Genomic DNA, 17,993 nt, shown 5'->3' on the forward strand with positions numbered 1-17,993 from the left:
GGGGCTGTCCTAGAGCAGCCCCTGCTCGGTCAGGAAGGCATGGGCCACGGCGTCGATCTCCTGCTTGTCGATGTCGACCCGGCTGTTGAGGTCGATCAGCGTGGCGTCATCGAGTTCGGCCGCCATCGCGTTGAGCAGGCCCTCGATGTCGGGATGCGACTCGAGGGTGTCGCGGCGGACCACCGGCGCCAACTGATAGACCGGGAAGAAGGCCTGGTCGTCGTCGAGCACCTCGAAATCGAAGGCGCCGTTGCGGCCATCGGTGGCGAACACCAGGGCGATGTCGACATTGCCGTTCTTCAGCGCGTTGTAGGTGAGCCCGGAGTCCATCCGCTTGACGTCGCTGCGCGGAAAGTTGAATCCATAGGCCTCCTGGAGGGGGCGCAAGCCGTCGTCGCGGGCATAGAACTCCGCGTTCGAGGCGAGCGTCAGCTCGGCGCCGTCATTCATGGCCGCGGCCAGGTCCGAGAGGCTGTGAATATCGCGCTCCTCGGCGTCGGCCTGACGCATCGCCAGCGCATAGGTGTTGTTGGTGTCGGACGGATCCAGCCAGATCAGGTCCTTCTCGGCGTCCAGGCGCTTGGCCGTCCGGTAGGTGGCTTCGGCATCCTCGGGCTGGGGCTGGTCGTTGAACAGGATCACCGAGTTGCCGGTGTATTCCCAATAGAGGTCGACCTGACCGTTCTCCTGGGCCTGGCGCAGCACGGAGGTGCCCAGCCCCTCGCGCTTGTCGACGTTGTAGTCGTGGGCCTCGAGCAGCTGCACGGTCGCGGAGGTCAGGATCAGGTGTTCGGTGTAGTTGAGTCCGCCGACCACGATCGGGTCGTCGCTCTGGGCGTGAGCGGCCAGCCCTGGCAGGGCCAGGGAGAGTCCAAGTAGCAGCGAGGGCAAGGGGTGTTTCATGGCACGGGGTCCTTGTTGTTGGGATGCGACGTTCGTCGATTCCCAGAGTACCGTACCCGGGCAGCCCGATTGATGAGTTTCTAAAATGTCATCGATGACGGATCCGGCTGTGCCGGACCGTCACCGCACGTCTCAGCGCGCCTGCGCCGCGTATGTATCCTGATACTGCTGGCGCAGCTGGTTCTTCTGCACCTTGCCCATGGTGTTGCGGGGCAGGCTGTCGGCGAAGAACACCCGCTTGGGCTGCTTGTACTTGGCCAGCCGCCCGGACAGCGAGGCGAGGACCTGGGCCTCGTCGATCTCGGCGTCCGGGGCGCGCACCACCACCGCCGTCACGCCTTCGCCGAAATCGGGGTGGGCCACGCCGATCACTGCCGACTCGACCACGCCGTCGAGCTCGTCGATCACCTGCTCGACCTCCTTGGGGTAGACGTTGTAGCCGCCCGAGATCACCAGGTCCTTGTCGCGCCCGACGATATGCACGTAGCCGCGCTCGTCGACCAGCGCCAGGTCGCCGGTGACGAAGAAGCCGTCCTCGAGCAGTTCCTCGCGGGTCTTCTCGGGCATGCGCCAGTAGCCGATGAACACGTTGGGGCCGCGCACCTCGAGCATGCCGATCTCGCCCTGGGGCAACGCTTCGTGGCTCTCGCGGTCGGTGACGCGGACTTCCACGCCGGGCAGCGGCATGCCCACGGTGCCGGCGATGCGCTCGCCGTCGTAGGGGTTGGAGGTGTTCATGTTGGTCTCGGTCATGCCATAGCGCTCGAGGATGGCATGCCCGGTGCGCTGCTCGAAGGCCTGGTGGGTCTCGGCGGTCAGCGGCGCCGAGCCGGAGGTGAACAGGCGCATGTTGGCGGTGAGCTCGGCGCTCAGCCGTTCGTCCTGGAGCAGCCGGGTGTAGAAGGTCGGCACGCCCATCATCGTGGTGCCGTTGGGCAACTCCTCGATGATCGTGTCGACGTCGAAGCGCGGCAGGAACAGCAGGCTGGCGCCGGCCATCAGCACCACGTTGCAGGCCACGAAGAGCCCGTGGGTGTGGAAGATCGGCAGCGCGTGGATCAGCCGGTCGGCCTCGCTGAAGCGCCAGGCCTCGACCAGCGAGGCGGCGTTGGAGGCCAGGTTGCGGTGCGTCAGCATGGCTCCCTTGGAGCGCCCGGTGGTGCCCGAGGTGTAGAGGATCGCCGCCAGATCGTTGGCCTCGCGCGGCTCGACGGTCTCGAACGGGGTGGCCCGCTCGGCCTGCTCCATCAGGCTGCCGTCGGCGCGGGTGCCCAGGGTGGCGACCTGCGGGCAGCCGCTCTCGTCGGCGACGCGCCGGGCGGCGTCCAGGTCGTCGGGCCGGCAGACGAACAGCGCCGGCTCGGCATCGCCGAGGAAGTAGCGGATCTCCTCGGCGGTGTAGCCGGTGTTGAGCGGCAGGTAGACCCCGCCCAGGCGCAGGCACGCCAGGTACAGCAGGATGGTCTCGGGGCTCTTGTCGACCTGTACCGCCACCCGGTCGCCGGGGGCGACGCCCAGCGCCTGCAGGGCGCCGGCCAGTTGCGCGCTGCGTGCCAGCGCCTGGCGATAGGTATAGCCGTGGCCCTCGCGGGTGGTGATGAAGGGGGCCTCTTCGCGGGCCTGCATGCGCGCCGCAAACGTCTCGAACAGGTTGTCGCTCATTTTTCCGTTTCTCCCGTGAGCAGTTTCCGGGCACGCCGTCCCAGGTCGCGCACGCTGGAGGAGCGCGCGATCGTGCCGTCGGTGGTGTAGTGCTCGTGGTTGCGCTCGATCTCCTCGAGCACGTAGAGATAGTTGACCATCAGCCCGGCGGCCTGCTGGATGCCCTTCGCCGAGACGTCGCCCAGCCAGTTGATGCGATGCAGCTCCGCGCCGTTGCCCAGGTGGAAGCGGGCGACCGGATTGAGCGGCAGGCCCTGGGCGTTCTTCTCGTGCAGCAGGTAATGGCCCGCCAGGGGTCTGATCACGTCCCGCAAGCGGTCGGCCTTGGCCGGGTCGCTGTGCCAGTCGGGCTCGTCGAGCAGGGCCAGCGTCTCGCTGGCTTCGTCGTCGAGGCGGTCCTCGCTCTCGCGCACGCTGTCCAGCCACTGGCGGAAGCCAGGCACCGGCGACAGGGTCACGAAGTTGCGCAGGTTGGGCAGCTCCTGCTTGAGCTCCTGGACGACCTGCTTGATCAGGAAGTTGCCGAACGAGATGCCGCGCAGCCCGGTCTGGCAGTTGCTGATGCCGAAGAAGGCCGCGGTATCGACGCTGTCCGGGTCCTCGATGACGCCCTGGCTGCCATCGAGGATGGGCTGGATCCGGTCGGGCAGGCCCCGGTGCAGGGCCACCTCGACGAAGATCAGCGGCTCGTCGCCGATCGCCGGGTGGAAGAACGCGAAACAGCGCCGGTCACGGGCATCGAGGCGGCGACGCAGGTCGTTCCAGTCCTGGATTTCGTGCACCGCCTCGTAATGGATGATGCGCTCGAGGATCGCCGCCGGGGTGTTCCAGTCGATGCGCCGCAGGACCAGGAACCCGCGGTTGAACCACGAGCCGAACAGGTGGCCGAAGTCGGCGTTCAGCGGCTGCAGGTCGGGGTGCGCCTTGAGCAGCCCCAGCAGGTCCTCGCGCATGCCCACCAGTTCGTGGGTGCCGTCGGTGGTCAGGTTCAGGCGGCGCAGGACCTCCTGGCGGCTGGGCTCGCAGACATCGAACAGCACCTGCAGGTCGCCGTTGTCCCGCGAGTCCCGGTAGCGCTGATAGGCCGCATCGATGCGCTCCGGGTCGGCGGAGAATTCGCTGGTCAGCCGCTCGAAGAAGCGCAGCTTGTCGCCTTCGTCGAGCCGCGCATACAGGTCCAGCGCGCGGCGCGCCAGGGTGATGCTCGAGGCTTCGCCGTCGCTTTCCAGCAACGCCTGGCAGGCGCCGATCAAGCCCTCGTGGCTGACCGGGGCGAGGGTGCCCGAGCGCTTGCGACGCAAGGCATCACGCTGGGTGATGGTACTGAACAGCTCCTGCAGAAAGCTCATGTTCATGATCGATGCTCTTGTCGGTTGCGATCAGTTCATCATCAGGTCGGGAAGCCAGGTGGCGATGCCCGGGAAGAAGCACAGCAGCACGATCCCCAGCACCATGCACAGGGCATAGGGCAGGCTGCCCAGCAGCACGTCGCGCAGCGCGATGTCGGGTGCGATGCCCTTGATGATGAACAGGTTCAGGCCCACCGGCGGGGTGATCAGCCCGATCTCCAGGTTGATGGTCAGGATGACCGCGAACCAGTAGGGATCGAAGTTCGCCGCGAGGATGATCGGCAGCAGGATCGGCGCGGTCATCACGATCACCGCCACCGGCGGCAGGAAGAACCCGGCCACCAGCAAAAACAGGTTGATGATGCCCATCAGCACCCAGCGGTTGACCTCGAGATCGGCGATCGCCCCGGCCACGGTCTGGGTGATGAACATCGACGACAGCGCATAGGCGAAGATCTCCGCGGCGGCGATGATCAGCATGATCATCACGCTCTCGCGCAGCGCGTCGCGCATGATCAGCTTGAGCGGTTTGGCCTGCCACATGCGATAGACCAGGATGGCCAGCGCCAGACACAGGAAGGCCCCGGCCCCGGCCGCTTCCGAAGGGGTCGCGACGCCGCCGTAGAGGGCGAACAGGATGCCGGTGACCACCACCAGGAACGGCAGCACCCGGACCAGCGCCTTGAGATTGCCCTCGACGTTGTCCTTGACCTGGGCCGCCGCCTGGGCGACCGGGTTCGGGGTGTCGTAGCCGCCGGCCAGCTTGCAGGCGATCAGCGTCCAGGTCATGAACAGCACGGCCAGCATGACGCCGGGCACGGCGCCGGCGATGAACAGCCGGCCGATCGAGGTCTCGGTGGAAATGCCGTAGACGATCATGGTCACCGAGGGCGGAATCAGGATCCCCAGCGTGCCGCCGGCGGCGATGCAGCCGGCCGCCACGCCGTCCGGGTAGCCGCGCTTGCGCATTTCGGGGATGCCCAGCTTGCCGATCGCCGCGCTGGTCGCCGGCGACGAGCCGGACAGTGCGGCGAAGATCGAACAGGCGCCAATGTTGGAGATCGCCAGCCCGCCGGGGACGCGGCCCAGCCACAGGTCGAGGGAGCGATACAGATCGCGCCCGGTGGGCGACGAGGCCACCGCCGCGCCCATCAGGATGAACATCGGGATCGCCACGAAACTGAACGAGGCGAGACTGCCGTAGAAGGTCTCGCCGAAGTAGGTCAGCTCGCCCATGCCCCGGTCGAGCACCAGCGCGCCGAGGGCCACGCTGCCCAGCGCGAAGGCGATCGGCGTGCCGATGGCCATCAGCACCACCAGCGCCACGACGATCAGGATGCCGCTAGTGACTGGATCCATGTTCGGACTCCCCGCGAAGAATTTCCGCCACGTACTGCAGCGAGAGCAGACTGGCACCGATGGCCATGGGCGCGAGCGCCGGCCACAGCGGCGGGTTCCATACCGTGCCCGTGGTCCAGCCGCCATGCCAGGCCTCGAGCACGTACAGCCAGGCGCCGTAGGTCAGCGCGATGCAGAAGCCCAGGCCGACCAGCGAGGCGACCAGCAGCATGGCCTTCTTGAGCCAGCCACCGAGCGCATCGGGCAGCACGGTGACCGCGACATGGCCGCCGGTCATCAGCACATAGGGGGCACCGAGCAGCATCGCGCCGGTGACGGAAAACACCGCGAACTCGGTTTGCCAGACGGTGCTCTGGCCCAGCGCGTAACGCATGAAGATCATGTGGCAGACGGCGAGCACACCGGCGGCCAGGGCGGCGGCGGCCAGCACCGCCACGCCGCCGGACACGGCATCCATCAGGCGGATGTAGCCCCCGGTCACGCCATGCTTGGGCAGCAACGGGGGGCTCGAGGTATGGGCCATGACGCCTCCCTCAGCGATGAGTGAAGGGCCGCCCGGACACGGCGGCCGACAAAGCGACTGCCCGGCGACAGCGGCCGGGCCGGTGGACTCACTCCACGGCCAGCGCCGCGTCGATCAGGGCCTGGCCATTGGGCACGTTCTCGGCAAAGGTCTTGTAGGAGCTCTCCTTGGCGATCTCCAGCCAGGCGTTGTAGTCCTCCGCCGACATGTTCACCACCTCGACATCGTTCTCCTTGAACACGTCGACCATCTTCTGGTCGAGTGCGGCGGCTTCGCTGGCGAAGAACGCTTCCGCCTTCTGGCCGGCCTCGGTCAGGGCCTGCTGCTGTTTCTCATTGAGGCCATCCCAGCTCTGCTGGGAGATCAGGATCGGCTCGTACATGAACCACAGGGCGTTTTCGCCGGGGGCGGTCAGGCAGGTGACCTGCTCGTAGATGCGGTAGGAGACGAACGAGCCGGACGAGGTGTTGGCGCCGTCGAGCACGCCGGTCTGCATCGCCGTGTAGATTTCCGAAGAGGGCATCGAGGCGATCGACGCACCGGCGGTGGCCAGCATCTCGTCGAAGGCCGGGCCGGCGGCGCGCATGGCCTGACCCTGGACGGTATCCGGCGAGGTGATGCACCGCTCGTTCGAGGCGAAGCCGCCCGCCAGCCAGGCATCGGCGAGGACCTTGACCCCGGCGTCGTTGATCACCTGCTTGATCATGTCCATGAATTCGGAGTCGTTGAGACGCTGGGCGCGCTCATGGCTGCGCACCAGGCCCGGCATCAGGGTCGCCGAGAACTCGGGGTGGCGGCCGCTGGCGTAGTCCAGCGGCAACGAGGTCATGTCCAGCCGGCCGCGCACCAGCGCGCCCCACTGTTCCTTGGCGTCGAACAGCGACTGCCCCGGGTAGACCTGGATCTCGAGGTCGACATCGGCGGCTTCGACCTCCTTGGCCATCAACTGGACCATCTCGTCGCGCACGTCGCCCTTGCCGCCGGGAAACTGGTGGGAAGCGCGCAGCACGGTTTCGGCCGAGGCCGCGGAACTAAAGGCAACGGCCAGGCCGAGGGCGGTCAGCAGCGGGAGGGAGGTGAGTTTCATGGTGGCGTCTCCTGTGGATTGTTATTGTGCTAGGTATATATCAGGCGTGCTGATGTATACTTTAATAGCGGTGCTAATATATTTATGTCAATTTTTTGACCCTAGACCATGGTTGCAGAGGCAGCGGCCGGGAGGTGACGCATGGGCGGCATGAAGCGATCCAACACGCAGCGACTCAGGGACGCGCTGGAGAATGACATTCTCAACGGGCACCGGGTGCCGGGGGAGCGCCTAGATCCGGAAGCGTTGGGCCAGGAATTCAACGTCTCGCGCACTCCGGTCCGCGAAGCCATCCACCAGTTGGTGGCCAGTGGGCTGGTCACCGTGCAACCCAAGAAGGGCACCTTCGTCGCCGAGGTCGGCATCGACCGGCTGATCGAGATGTTCGAGGTCATGGCGGAGCTGGAGGGGATGTGCGGGCGTCTCGCCGCGCGCCGCATCACGGCGCTGGAGCTTGCCGAGCTCCGCGACGCCCTGACGCGCTGCGAGCAGGCCGCCGGGAACGGCGATACCGACGAGTACTATTATGAGAACGAAGCCTTCCATGGCTGCATCTACGCCGCCAGCCACAATGCCTTTCTCGCCGACGAGGCCCGCCAGTTGAAGATGCGCCTGAAGCCCTACCGGCGCCTGCAGCTCAAGGTGCGCCACCGCATGCAGTCGTCACTCGACGAGCACCGGCACATCGTGGCGGCGATCGAGGCGGGCGATAGCCAGGCGGCCGAGGAGGCGCTGCGCTCGCATGTACTGGTCCAGGGCGAGCGGTTCAGCGACCTGGTGGCGAGCGTCAAGGATCTGAGCCGCGTCACGCTGGCCGAGCCGTCCTGAGGCCATCGGCTGGCGTCCTCGCCTGCATTTCACAGCCGAGCCGGGGGTTCGCATGCTGTTGTCGTTACTGTTCTATTGCCTGATCGGCGGCGTCGCCGGCTTCATCGCCGGGCTGTTCGGCATCGGCGGCGGTGTGGTGATCGTCCCGGCGCTGCTCCTTGCATTCGCCCAGCAGGGCATCGATGCGTCGGTCATGACCCACATGGCCATCGGCACGTCGCTGGCGACCATCGCGGTGACGGGCTCCTCGTCGGCGTTCGGCCATTGGCAGCGTGGCGCCGTGGCCCGGCCACTGCTGGTGCGATTACTGCCGGGGCTGATCGCGGGGGCGATCCTGGGCGGGCTGCTGGCGAGCGTGCTGCCGGCCGCCCAGTTGCAGCTGCTGTTCGGCCTGTTCCTGATCCTGCTGGCGCTGAGGCTGCTGCTGTCGCGCATGCCCCGCGCATCGGGTGAAGGGGCCGGTACGCTCCAGACGCTCGGCGCCGGGTCGGTGATCGGCACGTTCTCGGCGCTGTTCGGCATCGGCGGCGGGGTGCTCAGCGTGCCGTGGCTGTTGCGCAGCGGGGCGAGCATGACCCGAGCCATTGGCACCTCGGCCGCCTGCGGGATTCCCATCGCGGCATTCGGCGCGCTGACCTTCGTGGCGACCGGATATCGCCACGCCGCGCTGCCCGAGTACGCCACCGGCTTCCTCTACTGGCCGGCCTTCCTCGGCATGGTGCTGTGCAGCGTGCCGTTCGCCAGGCTCGGCGTTGCCGTCGCCCATCGATTACCGGCCGGCGTGCTCAGGAAGCTGTTCGCCCTGGTCATCCTGCTGGTGGGGGTCAAGATCATCTTCTGAGAGGGCCGGCCATTAGCATTTACCGGGATGTGACTGCAAACTAGGCTCATGGCATTTTTCAGGACGACGACGGCTCCGGAGGCGGCATTGACTGATACCTACCGTGCGCAAGGCCCCATCATCAACTCCTTGCTGGACACCGATTGGTACAAGATCACGATGATGCAGGGGGTCCACCACAAGTATCCCAATGCCAGCGTGACGTGGGAATTCCGCTCTCGCAATGCCGAGGACCTGGCGCCTTATGTCGACGAGATACGGGCCCAGATCGACTATCTGGCGACGCTGAAGTTGAGCCGGGAGGAATCGGCCTATCTGCGTAGCTTTGCCTACATGACCCCGGATTTCATCCGCTTCCTTGAGCTGTTCCGTTTCAACCCGGAATATGTCGTCGTGGGCATGGACGGCGATGACCTGTGTATCGTCATCGATGGCCCCTGGTCGCATAGCATCCTCTACGAGATCGTCATACTGGCGATCATCAGCGAGGTCCGTAACCGCGCCCTGTATCCCGAGGTGACCGTCGATCAGGCTGTGGCGCAGCTGCATGCCAAGATCGATACGCTGAACCGTCACTACTCACCCGACGAGCTCAAGGGGTTCAACCTGGCGGATTTCGGCACCCGCCGGCGTCTTTCCCAACCCGTTCAGGAAGCCATCATCGAGGTTCTCGAACGCCAGTTTCCCGGCAATTTCGTCGGAACCAGCAACGTCGATATCGCGCGTCGTCACGGCCTTGCGCCGATGGGTACCATGGCTCATGAATGGATCATGGCCCATCAGCAACTGGGCAGCCGGCTGATCGACAGCCAGCAGTCCGCGCTCGAGGCCTGGGTGCAGGAGTATCGGGGGCATCTGGGCGTCGCCCTGACCGATACCATCACCCTCGATGCGTTTCTGAACGATTTCGATCTGTATTTTGCCAAGCTGTTCGACGGGCTGCGTCACGACAGCGGCGATCCCATGATCTTCGCCGAGAAGTGTATCCGGCATTACGAAAAGCTGGGCATCGATCCGATGACCAAGACGCTGATCTTCAGCGATGCACTGACGTTCGACAGGGCCATGGAGATCAAGACGGCGTTGCAGGGGCGGATCAGGACCAGCTTCGGCATCGGCACCAGCCTGACCTGCGACGTGCCGGGGCTCAGGCCGCTGAACATCGTGATCAAGATGATGTCGTGCAACGGGCGTCCGGTCGCAAAGATCTCCGACGAACCGGGCAAGGCCACCTCCCGCGACCACGATTACGTCAAGTACATGAAAAGTGTTTTCGGTGTGCCGCATTGATCGAGGTGGTGGAAGGCGATGCCGCATCGTCTTTCGTCTTTCGAGCGATCTTCGTGAAGAAGTTATGAAAATGCGCGCAACGATTGGCGTGTAGCGGCTGGTATTAATTTAGTAGAGTCTTAATAAAAAGACATTAGTCGCATATGCTGCGCTGCAGCGAAAAAAGTATTATATTGAAAGTTAGCCCAATCAGGAGCGCTTTCATGAATACATCATCCGCTATTGTTCGCCCGGTGGAGGCTCGAAGCCTGCAATTCGATCCGGAGGTTCTGCAGTACTGGGCTGACGCGGCACGCATTCAGCGTGCCGTGCACGACACCGTTGCCGCCTATCTAGGTTGAACTTCAAAGCTGTCGTCACGCCCATGGCTTGACGTTCCCCCTGGATGACCAATCCTGTCGACAGGCCATGTCGATGGGAACCGACGAAACTCCCTCCCACGGCTTGCCTTGTGTGGCCTGCCGCCTTCGAGTCGCATGCCAGTGCCGTTGGTAAGCGACGCTGAAGGGGTACGGCTACCAGGGCAGCATCGACGGCATCATGCGTGTATAGAGGTTGAGTATTATCCACAGGGTGCCGCCGACCATGATAAGAAGAATAAGCGTCGTGAAGAGTATCAGGTGTAGGTCTGAGTCTCACCATGGAAGCGTTTCCGTGACCGCCCGGGCAAGGAAGGGGCCGTCTAGTCGCATGATGACGGTGGAGAGTGAACATGGCGCCATTTGACGTTGTCTGACTGCATCTGCCGTGCTTGCTCGGACGGCGCTATATCGAAGATGACTGATGCATGACTGCCTCGCCGGTCAGGGCTTCGCCGATGCAAGGTAGCCCGGCGGCAAGCGATAGTGGGTCGATGCAGACGCATGGATGGTTTCCGGATTCGCCCGGCACTCGGCTCGTGCGGGCCCGGCATTGGCCAAGGGGAATCAGCCGTCTCGCCGCGGTGAGTCCACTGCATCCGAGGCATCGTCGATGTGACGCTTTCTTCTCTTCTGCTCGCTTGCCTGGGCGCCCGGCGAGCTGTTGTGTCCCGGCGTCTGCCGAGAGGCGGGTTCCTTCTCGTTGTCGACATTGGCGTCGGGCCGGTAGACCTCGGTATCCCGGTCCTGCGTGGGCCGGGTGCCGGCGGCCTCTTTCGGCCTGTCCTTGTCGACGAGGCGACGGCTCTTTTCCCTCTCGGCATTATCGGCGGCATTCCTGCCGTCTGCGTTTCCTGTATCCTTTCCGTTGGATTCCGACATGGGGCTTCCTTGGCGCAGAAATCGAGTGACAAGGAAAGCGTAGTCCGCGAATCGTCATAAGAGCAAGTGTCGTTAAGGGGTCGTCTGGCATGAACTCCACGACAAGCGGTCAGCACCGTTTATCAAAGTCATCATGCAATAACTGAAGCGCGATTAGGGCCCGGATTCCACGGTAGAATGCTGAGCCCTTATTGCTTTGAACGAGCTTTATCGCACTCGGTTCGGATAGCTGCGGGCCGCATTTTAATGAGGATCATATATGTCGGTCGTACAAGAAACGGGACCGGCGATCACCGGTCCCGTCGGTGCAAGGTTAGCCTGGCTTGTCCCGGCCAGACTGGAGCGAGTCTCTACAGACGCTCCTTCAATATCCTGGCTGCCTTGTCGCCATGTTCCGAATAAAAGCGCTGTAGCTCTTCAAAAAACTTGGCGGCTTCGTCATCGTTGTCACGCTGGGCGTCGCTGGCATACTGCTTGCAATTTTCCGAGCCCTGGGCGAGATGATAGATAGAACTAATCATGTTGTAGTTCTTGTCCTTGACGGAATTGGCCATGATTAAGCTTCTTTCCTTGAACTTGGTTCTCGCTTTTCGGCACGTCCTTGTGCATTCCTGGCACATCCCCTTTACCGGTTTCCATGTCGAGGTTACGGCTTAGCTGTTGCGGCCACCTTTCTGGCCGGCCTTGGATGCACGCTGGGGATCTTCTGCGAAGTTACCAGAACCGCCACGATGTTCAGCCATGATATTGCTCCTTTCAATCTGGTTGATGTGAGCGTGTCTATCGTAAAAAGACTTTCCGCTTCACTTCATATCGAGTGTCACAATTCCGTGTGACACTCTTGAAGTTAGCCACGCTCGGCGAACTCGGCAAATCTGCATGTGTAAAAAAAGCAACGATGGGTGAGCATTTTTGAGAGAAAAATCCGTTCTTGATCTGGGTTGTTTATCTCGGTTAATTCATTCCGGAAAGCGCCTTGAGCGCCAAGTAACCAGTGCCCTTGGCGTAGCGCTTGTCGGGCTCTCCGAGCGCTGGTCGGTCTGGCTGCCTGCCTTGCTAGTCCTCCTCCAAGCCGCTCAGGCAACGGGCGCTGACGGCGTCGTGGGCGTACTCGTCCTGTAGGCCCGCGCGGATGTTGACGCGCTCAGCGTGCGGGCGGTGTTGACTGGCCTTGTGTTTGCCGCTCAGGGCGGTGATGACCAGCTCGATACCGACAATCCCGCGACACATGGCCTCGACGTAGGCGCGGGGCGCGTCGTCCAGGCTCCAGGGCCGCGGGCGAGGCTGCTCGAAGCGCCGGGTCAGTGCCGCGACGATACGCTCGAGCCACTCGGGGTCATCGATGAGGCGCAACCGGCCGTGTGCATGAACGACCTGGTAATTCCAGGTCGGCACCACGCGACTATGCTCACGCTTGGCGGGATACCAGCTCGGCGTTATGTAGGCATGCGGCCCATGGAAGATCGCCAATGCCTGGCCACCGCCCTCTTGCGATAGCGGATTGGCACGCGCGATATGACCGCGCAACACGCCGTGCGTGCCCTCGTCGGGAAACAGCAGCAACGGCAGGTGATCGGCCGTCAGCCCGTCGCCGCCGGCGTTGATCAGCGTTGCGAAGGGGTGGGCGTGAACGATGGCGTGCAACTGCCCCGGGTCGGTCACCGCGAACTGTTCAGGTAGATACATGCCGCCTCCTGGTGCCGGGTTGGGGCGCATACCGGTGTGAGGCGTGGCAGGAACGCATGGTCGGATCTCCTGTGCCTGTTTCGGTCAATCGAGCGTCAGCGTATAGCCGTGAAAGGCGTCGTTGCGTTGCCAGCCCAGCGATTCATAGAGCGCCTGGGCGGTCCTGTTGTGCGTCTGCGTGCTGAGCGTCAGGCGGGGGACGCCATGCTCGCGGGCGAGCGTCGCGGCGGCCTGCATCAGCGCGCGGCCGATACCGCGGCCGCGCGCCTCGGGATTGACGTAAAGGTCGTTGAGCAACCAGCGCGGGGCGAGGCTGACGGTGGAGAGCAGCGGGTAGAGCTGCACGAAGCCGTTCAGCGCTCCCGCGTCATCGCCATGCACCAGCAGCCGCGAATCGGCCAGGGCCAGGCGTTGAGCGATGAATGCGCGCGCGGCGGGCCGATCGCCCGGCTGAGCATAGAAGCGGCGGTAATCGTCGAGCAACTGGCTCAGCGGCTCGAGGTCGGACAGCGTGGCGGGGCGGATGACGCTCATGAGGGGCCTCCACAGGGCGGGTCGTCGAGAGATGACAGGCATCCAGTGTCGGCGCATAGTGGTTTGTCGATAAGAGCCAGTTACGAATATATCGAGGGAACCAGTGACCATAGAACGCCGCCGTGGCGAGTGGATCGTCGAGGCCCTGGCCATGCAGCTGGATCAGCCTCGGAGCGGGACCGTGACCCTGGCGCAGCGGCTGTACGCGCCGCTGCGCGACTGGATCCAGCGGGGCGAACTGACCGCCGGCGAGGCGTTGCCGTCGTCGCGGCGGCTGGCACGGGCGCTGGGGATCGGCCGCAACACGGTACTGGCCGCCATGGATCGACTGGTGGCGGAAGGCTTCGTGGAGGCCCGGCAGGGCTCGGGCCTGAGGGTGGCCGAGCTTGGCCCGCTGCCGGTGGCACCGCCAGCGGCGACGGCGTTCGACGCGCCGCCGCTCTCGGACCGCGGCCAGCGGCTGCTCGACTTCTGTGCGATGGTGAGTCGTGGCCATCGCGCCTTCGTCCCGGGGGTGCCGGCGCTCGACCTGTTGCCCCGCGAGCGCTGGCAGCGGCTGTTGCGTCGTCACCGGCAGCGCTCGCCCACCGACTGGCTCGACTACCGCAGCCAGGGCGGGCTGCCGGCGCTCAAGGCGGCGCTATGCGATTACCTGCGTCTGTCGCGCTCGGTGCGCTGTCGTCCGGAGCAGATCCTGATCACCCAGGGCGCCCAGCAGGGTTTCGAGCTGATCGCCCGGCTGCTGGCGGATGCCGGCGACACGGCGTGGCTCGAGGAGCCCGGCTACGGGGGCGTGCAGGCCTGCTTCGCGATGGCCGGGCTGGCGATGCAGCCGGTTCCCGTCGACGCGGCGGGGCTCGACCCGGAGCGGGCGGCGGGGCCGTCGCCGCGCTTGATCTACGTGACGCCGTCGCATCAATACCCGCTCGGGGTCACCCTGTCGCTGCATCGCCGGCTGGCGCTGTTGAAGGCGGCCGAACGTCACGGGGCCTGGCTCATCGAGGACGACTACGACAGCGAGTTCCGCTACACCAGTGCGCCACTGGCCTCGCTGCAGGGACTCGCCGAGGGCGCCCCGGTGATCTATGTCGGTACCTTCAGCAAGGTGCTCTACCCGGGGCTGCGCCTGGGGTATCTGGTACTGCCCGAGGGGCTGGTCGAGGTTTTCCGGCGGGCCAACGCCCGCCTGCATCGCGAAGGACAGTACGTCGTCCAGGCGGCGCTGGCCGAGTTCATCGAGGCGGGGGATTTCGCCCGGCACGTGGCGCGCATGCGCGGTGTCTACCGCCAGCGCCAGGTGTGGCTGCGCCAGGCCCTGGCCCCGGCGGTGGTACAGGGGCTCGACCTGTCGTCGGGACATGCCGGCATGCACCTGGTTGCGCGACTCGACTCGCTGGACGAGGAGCGCCGGCTGGTCGAGGCCGGCGACGCGGCCGGGGTGACGCTATCGCCGTTGTCGCGCTATTACCTCGGCCCGGCCCGCCAACCGGGGCTGGTGCTGGGCTATGCGGGCAGCGACGAGGCCGAGATCGCGCACGCCGGTGGCTGGCTGAGCCGCGCCTGGCTGGACTTGCAAAGCCGCTGAGCGCAAGGGGGAGTGAACGCTCAGGCGTCGGTGATTTCCTGAAGATAGGGCAACGCCGCGGGGCGAGGCGCGCTGGCTACCGCCTCGACACGGGCGATGGCGCGCTCGCGCGAGGCGCGCAGATGCTCCTCGAGCGCCTTGGCGGCCCGCGCGGTGTGGCCGGTCTCGAGCGCCTCGAAGATGCGCAGGTGCTCGGGCAGGAACGGCTCTGTGGCGTAGAGCGGCGGCGTCCAGCGGTACAGGAAGCTGTGCGCCACCAGCAGCGAGTGATAGAAGCGAATCGCCTGGCGCATTTCGCGGTTGGGGCAGGCCCCCAGCACCTCGCCGTGCAGGTCGCCTTCCAGCCGGTCGAGCTCATGCCCGGCCAGCGTCGTCGCCCGCGCCATGGCCGTGCGTAGCCGCTCGGCCATGGCCGCGATGCGCTCCGGCGCCACGTGCGGGACGGCCCGCATCAGCGCCGCCGGCTCCAGCACCTCGCGCATCTCGTAGACATCGTTGACGTGCGCCGGGGTCAGCGCCGGGGCGTGCCAGCGCGAATGGCCGGCCTTGCGCACGATGCCGCGTTGCTGCAGGCGCGCCATCACCTCGCGCGCCACCGTGCGGCTGACAGCGTGGTAGCGGGCCAGTTCGCTCTCGATGACCCGCCAGTCGCCGAAGGCGGTGCGCGGGACGATCTCGTCGACCACCTCCGCGTAGATCTTCTCCCAGCTGGGTTGACTGGCCAGCGCCTGGGGCTGGCGGGCGGTGCCTGGCCGGGCCGCGGCGTGATGCGCCGCACGCACGCGAAAGCCCCCGCCCGGACGACGCTCGACGAGTCCTTCGGCGGCCAGGGCCGTCAACGCCTGGCGTACCGGTGCGCGACTGATCCCGAAGCGCGCGGCCAGGGCCGTCTCGGCGAGACGCTCCCGATCGGCGAGCTGACCGGTGTGGATCTCCTCGGCGAGGATCGCGTGAACCCGCTGGTGAAGGCGGGGCGCAGCACCGCGAGGCGCCGCCTGATCGGTTGGCTCGGTCATGGTGGGTTATCGCTTCGACCCGTGGTTGTGATGCCGGTGACGGCGGATGGGGGTTCGGCCCGCATCGCATTCTTCCATGCCCGGCGCGGACCCGAAAGGATGCAACGCCGCCCTCCTCGACTTTGGTTGCAGGACCGTCCCCCGCGCTTGCGAGGCCGACCATGGGTGTCTAACGTACACATTAGACAATTTACCGGTGCGCATCAGTGGGGTGCGCCACGACGACACAGCCCAGCGGAGGACGCATGGCGGCACGCCTGAACGGTAAGCGAGCGGTAGTGACGGGAGCCGGCCAGGGCATCGGCCGGGCGGTGGCCCTGGCCTTCGCGGCCGAAGGGGCGCAGGTGATCGCGGCGAGCCGGACGCGGGCCAAGATGGCCGATCTGCCCGATCAGGCGCCGGGGATCACCATCGCCGAACTCGATGTCACCGACGCTTCAGCGGTGGCGGCACTGCTCGAAGGCGAGCGCGTCGACATCCTCTTCAACTGCGCGGGCTGGGTGCACGACGGCACCCTGCTCGACTGCGACGCCGACGACTGGCAGCGCAGCTTCGACCAGAACGTGACCTCGGTCTATCACACCATCCGCGCGGTGCTGCCAGGCATGCTCGAACGGGGCAGCGGCTCGATCATCAATGTCGCCTCGGTGGCCTCGAGCATCACCGGTGTGCCGCGTCGCGCCGCCTATGGCGCCGCCAAGGCGGCGGTGATCGGCCTCACCAAGGCGGTGGCCCGCGATGCCATCGGCAACGGCGTACGCTGCAATGCGCTGTGCCCCGGCACCACCCTGTCGCCCTCGCTCGAAGCGCGTATCGCGGCCACGGCCGACCCCGAGGCCACGCGCCGCGAGTTCATCGCCCGCCAGCCGATGGGCCGCCTGGGCAGCGTCGAGGAGATGGCCGCCACGGCGGTGTGGCTGGGCAGCGATGAGTCCGGCTTCACCACCGGTACCACCATCGTCATCGATGGAGGGCAGACGCTGTGACCTCGACGCATGACGCACGGCGGGTGGAGGCCGCGCGCCTCGAGCGCTTCATTCACGACGTGCTGGCGCGGATCGCCGACGCGGCGACCGCGGATGCCGCGACCCGGGCGATGATGCACGGCTCGCGGCTGGGCATCGACAGCCACGGCGCACGATTGCTGCAGCACTACGTGACGGTGATGGAGGCCGGACGCGTCAATCCTCGCCCCGCGCTGCGACTGGAAGCGGGCGGTGCCACCGCGGTACTCGATGGCGACGACGGTCACGGCGCGCTGGCCGCGTACCGGGCGATGGATGAAGCCGTCACGCTGGCCGGGCGGCAGGGCATCGGCGCGGTGACGATCCGGCGCAGTTCGCACTTCGGCCCCGCTGGCGCCTATGCCCTGGCGGCCGCCGAGCGGGGCTACATCGGCCTGGCGTTCTGCAACTCGGACAGCTTCGTGCGCCTGCACGAGGGCAAGAGCCGCTTTCACGGCACCAACCCGATCGCCGCCGCGGTGCCCGTCGCGGGGCAGCGGCCGTGGCTGCTCGACATGGCGACCAGCGCCATCCCCTACAACCGCGTACAGCTGTACCGCAGCCTGGCCCGGGTGCTGCCCGAGGGCGTCGCCTCGGACGTGGAAGGGCGGGACGTGCGCGACGCCGAGCGGGCCGACATGCTTGCCCCGCTGGGTGGCGAGTTCGGCTTCAAGGGCGCCGGGCTCGGCGGCCTGGTGGAGATCCTCAGCGCGGTGCTGACCGGCATGCAGCTGAGCTTCGACATCGCGCCGATGCCCGGCCCCGACCTCAGCACGCCGCGCGGGCTCGGCGCCTTCGTGCTGGCGCTCGATCCGGCGGCCTTCGTGGCGCCGGCCACCTTCGAGGCGGGCATGACGCGCTACCTGGAAACCCTGCGCGGCTCGCCGGCCGTCGACGGCGGTGAGGTCATGGCGCCGGGCGATCGGGAGTGGCGCGAGGCCGCCGAGCGCGAACGCCACGGCATTCCGCTCGACCCCGATACGCTGGCCCACTATGCGGCGCTGGCCGAACGCTTCGGCCTGGCCTGGCCGCCCGACAATCGGCGGGGTGCCACATGACGCCAAGAACAACCGGTTGAAGCGGTG

General features: G+C 66.1%; 19 protein-coding genes. 7 read left to right on the forward strand and 12 right to left on the reverse strand.

The annotated features are described in order from the left end of the window. Window positions 1-9 precede the first annotated feature (9 nt). The 6 genes from HR9077_RS16040 to dctP all read right to left on the reverse strand — a co-directional run bounded on the left by HR9077_RS16040 (window position 10) and on the right by dctP (window position 6,883). The gene (locus HR9077_RS16040; protein WP_136068087.1) at window positions 10-903 is read right to left on the reverse strand and encodes a glycine betaine ABC transporter substrate-binding protein; all 894 of its coding nucleotides are present in this window, start codon (window positions 901-903) and stop codon (window positions 10-12) included. 132 nt (window positions 904-1,035) lie between these two features. After that, window positions 1,036-2,565, reverse strand: a complete 1,530-nt coding sequence (locus tag HR9077_RS16045; protein WP_136068089.1) for a malonate--CoA ligase — start codon at window positions 2,563-2,565, stop codon at window positions 1,036-1,038. Next, window positions 2,562-3,920 carry a malonyl-CoA decarboxylase gene (locus HR9077_RS16050; RefSeq protein WP_136068091.1) on the reverse strand — a complete coding sequence of 453 codons (1,359 nt, stop codon included), beginning with the start codon at window positions 3,918-3,920 and terminating at the stop codon, window positions 2,562-2,564. The genes HR9077_RS16045 and HR9077_RS16050 overlap by 4 nt, the downstream gene beginning before the upstream one ends. 24 nt (window positions 3,921-3,944) lie before the next feature. Further along, a complete protein-coding gene (locus HR9077_RS16055) occupies window positions 3,945-5,273 on the reverse strand; it encodes a TRAP transporter large permease (RefSeq protein ID WP_136068092.1) in 1,329 nt (442 codons plus the stop codon). Continuing rightward, window positions 5,257-5,796, reverse strand: a complete 540-nt coding sequence (locus HR9077_RS16060) for a TRAP transporter small permease (protein WP_136068094.1) — start codon at window positions 5,794-5,796, stop codon at window positions 5,257-5,259. The genes HR9077_RS16055 and HR9077_RS16060 overlap by 17 nt, the downstream gene beginning before the upstream one ends. A gap of 88 nt (window positions 5,797-5,884) precedes the next feature. Beyond that, window positions 5,885-6,883 (reverse strand): TRAP transporter substrate-binding protein DctP, encoded by a 999-nt coding sequence (gene dctP, locus HR9077_RS16065; RefSeq protein ID WP_136068096.1) that lies wholly within the window; start codon window positions 6,881-6,883, stop codon window positions 5,885-5,887. Window positions 6,884-7,024: 141 nt separating this feature from the next. On the opposite strand from dctP, the gene HR9077_RS16070 reads away from it, so the two are divergent. From HR9077_RS16070 to HR9077_RS21930, 4 genes are all read left to right on the forward strand, one after another. Next, window positions 7,025-7,711, forward strand: a complete 687-nt coding sequence (locus HR9077_RS16070; protein WP_210725948.1) for a GntR family transcriptional regulator — start codon at window positions 7,025-7,027, stop codon at window positions 7,709-7,711. A 52-nt stretch (window positions 7,712-7,763) separates the two neighbouring features. Next, a complete protein-coding gene (locus HR9077_RS16075; protein WP_136068100.1) occupies window positions 7,764-8,552 on the forward strand; it encodes a sulfite exporter TauE/SafE family protein in 789 nt (262 codons plus the stop codon). An 87-nt stretch (window positions 8,553-8,639) separates the two neighbouring features. Further along, window positions 8,640-9,842, forward strand: a complete 1,203-nt coding sequence (pncB, locus tag HR9077_RS16080; protein ID WP_136068102.1) for a nicotinate phosphoribosyltransferase — start codon at window positions 8,640-8,642, stop codon at window positions 9,840-9,842. A 203-nt stretch (window positions 9,843-10,045) separates the two neighbouring features. Further along, window positions 10,046-10,183 carry a hypothetical protein gene (locus tag HR9077_RS21930; RefSeq protein ID WP_168380975.1) on the forward strand — a complete coding sequence of 46 codons (138 nt, stop codon included), beginning with the start codon at window positions 10,046-10,048 and terminating at the stop codon, window positions 10,181-10,183. Between the two features lie 585 nt (window positions 10,184-10,768). Here the strand turns inward: HR9077_RS21930 and HR9077_RS16090 are convergent. From HR9077_RS16090 to HR9077_RS16110, 5 genes are all read right to left on the reverse strand, one after another. Further along, complete coding sequence (locus HR9077_RS16090) at window positions 10,769-11,083, reverse strand: hypothetical protein (protein WP_136068104.1); 315 nt, start codon at window positions 11,081-11,083, stop codon at window positions 10,769-10,771. A gap of 350 nt (window positions 11,084-11,433) precedes the next feature. Further along, complete coding sequence (locus HR9077_RS16095; RefSeq protein ID WP_136068106.1) at window positions 11,434-11,637, reverse strand: hypothetical protein; 204 nt, start codon at window positions 11,635-11,637, stop codon at window positions 11,434-11,436. Window positions 11,638-11,736: 99 nt separating this feature from the next. Then, a complete protein-coding gene (locus tag HR9077_RS16100) occupies window positions 11,737-11,826 on the reverse strand; it encodes a KGG domain-containing protein (RefSeq protein WP_136068108.1) in 90 nt (29 codons plus the stop codon). Window positions 11,827-12,139: 313 nt separating this feature from the next. Continuing rightward, entirely contained in the window at window positions 12,140-12,769 is a 630-nt protein-coding gene (locus HR9077_RS16105; RefSeq protein ID WP_136068110.1) for an FMN-binding negative transcriptional regulator, read from the reverse strand. An 84-nt stretch (window positions 12,770-12,853) separates the two neighbouring features. Next, the gene (locus HR9077_RS16110; RefSeq protein WP_136068112.1) at window positions 12,854-13,303 is read right to left on the reverse strand and encodes a GNAT family N-acetyltransferase; all 450 of its coding nucleotides are present in this window, start codon (window positions 13,301-13,303) and stop codon (window positions 12,854-12,856) included. Between the two features lie 151 nt (window positions 13,304-13,454). Here HR9077_RS16110 and pdxR point away from each other — a divergent pair, with 151 nt between their 5' ends. Beyond that, a complete protein-coding gene (gene pdxR / locus HR9077_RS16115) occupies window positions 13,455-14,888 on the forward strand; it encodes a MocR-like pyridoxine biosynthesis transcription factor PdxR (RefSeq protein ID WP_136068408.1) in 1,434 nt (477 codons plus the stop codon). A 20-nt stretch (window positions 14,889-14,908) separates the two neighbouring features. On the opposite strand, the gene HR9077_RS16120 is transcribed toward pdxR, so the two are convergent. Then, a complete protein-coding gene (locus tag HR9077_RS16120) occupies window positions 14,909-15,904 on the reverse strand; it encodes a GntR family transcriptional regulator (RefSeq protein WP_136068114.1) in 996 nt (331 codons plus the stop codon). A gap of 245 nt (window positions 15,905-16,149) precedes the next feature. Here HR9077_RS16120 and HR9077_RS16125 point away from each other — a divergent pair, with 245 nt between their 5' ends. Continuing rightward, window positions 16,150-16,890 (forward strand): SDR family oxidoreductase, encoded by a 741-nt coding sequence (locus HR9077_RS16125; RefSeq protein WP_136068116.1) that lies wholly within the window; start codon window positions 16,150-16,152, stop codon window positions 16,888-16,890. Then, complete coding sequence (locus HR9077_RS16130) at window positions 16,887-17,966, forward strand: Ldh family oxidoreductase (protein WP_168380976.1); 1,080 nt, start codon at window positions 16,887-16,889, stop codon at window positions 17,964-17,966. Before HR9077_RS16125 ends, HR9077_RS16130 begins: the two co-directional genes overlap by 4 nt. The last annotated feature ends 27 nt before the right edge of the window (window positions 17,967-17,993 follow it).

The organism is Modicisalibacter radicis, assembly GCF_900961225.1.
GTDB lineage: Bacteria > Pseudomonadota > Gammaproteobacteria > Pseudomonadales > Halomonadaceae > Modicisalibacter.